The sequence below is a fragment of the Candidatus Accumulibacter aalborgensis genome, from assembly GCF_900089955.1.
In the GTDB taxonomy this organism is placed as follows: Bacteria; Pseudomonadota; Gammaproteobacteria; order Burkholderiales; family Rhodocyclaceae; genus Accumulibacter; species Accumulibacter aalborgensis.
The window spans coordinates 1-1319 of the sequence record NZ_FLQX01000082.1 but is presented as its reverse complement, the minus strand read 5'-3'; the positions used below and the strand labels follow the sequence as shown (position 1 = coordinate 1319).

Below are 1319 nucleotides of genomic sequence, written 5' to 3'. Positions count from 1 at the left end.
TGACCAGACCACCCTGCCGGCCGGCTACCAGTTCACCACGCCTGCGGCCGCCGGCACCACCGATGCCAACGACTCGGATGCCGACCAGACGACCGGCAAGACCCACTCGGTCACGCTCGCCGCGGGTGACAACAACCCCGACCTCGACGCCGGCATCTACAAGCCCGCCTCGCTGGGCAACTACGTCTGGTACGACAACAACGCCGACGGCAAGCAAAACGAGACTGCCGCGCAAGGCGTCAACGGTGTCAAGGTCATCCTGCTCGACGCCAGCGGCAACCCCACCGGCGCCACCACCACGACCGCCAACGACGCCGGCGGCAACCCCGGCTACTACGCGTTCACCGGCCTGAAGCCCGGCACCTACTCGGTGCAGTTCGACAAGACCACCCTGCCGGCCGGCTATCAGTTCACAACGCCCACTGCCTCGGGTACCACCGACGCCAACGACTCGGATGCCAACCAGACGACCGGCAAGACCCACACGGTCGCACTCGCCTCGGGTGACAACAACCCCAACCTCGACGCCGGCATCTACAAGCCCGCCTCGCTGGGCAACTACGTCTGGATCGACGGCAACGCCGACGGCAAGCAAAATGAAGCCGCCACGCAAGGCGTCAACGGTGTCAAGGTCACGCTGCTCGACGCGGGCGGCAACGCCATCGGCAGCACCACGACCGCCAACGACGCCAGCAACAACCCCGGCTACTACGCGTTCACCGGCCTGAAGCCCGGCACGTACTCGGTGCAGTTCGACAAGACCACCCTGCCGGCCGGCTATCAGTTCACAACGCCCACTGCCTCGGGTACCACCGACGCCAACGACTCGGATGCCAACCAGACGACCGGCAAGACCCACACGGTCACGCTCGCCTCGGGTGACAACAACCCCAACCTCGACGCCGGCATCTACAAGCCCGCCTCGCTGGGCAACTACGTCTGGTACGACAACAACGCCGACGGCAAGCAAAACGAGACTGCCGCGCAAGGCGTCAACGGTGTCAAGGTCATCCTGCTCGACGCCAGCGGCAACCCCACCGGCGCCACCACCACGACCGCCAACGACGCTGGCGGCAACCCCGGCTACTACGCGTTCACCGGCCTGAAGCCCGGCACCTACTCGGTGCAGTTCGACAAGACCACCCTGCCGGCCGGCTATCAGTTCACAACGCCCACTGCCTCGGGTACCACCGACGCCAACGACTCGGATGCCAACCAGACGACCGGCAAGACCCACACGGTCACGCTCGCCTCGGGTGACAACAACCCCAACCTCGACGCCGGCATCTACAAGCCCGCCACCCCGAAGATCGACATCG

1 protein-coding gene is annotated in these 1319 nt (G+C 66.0%); it reads left to right on the top strand.

The window, feature by feature from the left end; genetic code table 11:
* Positions 1–1319, top strand: a 1319-nt coding sequence (locus tag ACCAA_RS04900) for an SdrD B-like domain-containing protein (protein ID WP_281193163.1), incomplete at both ends; no start/stop codon positions are given.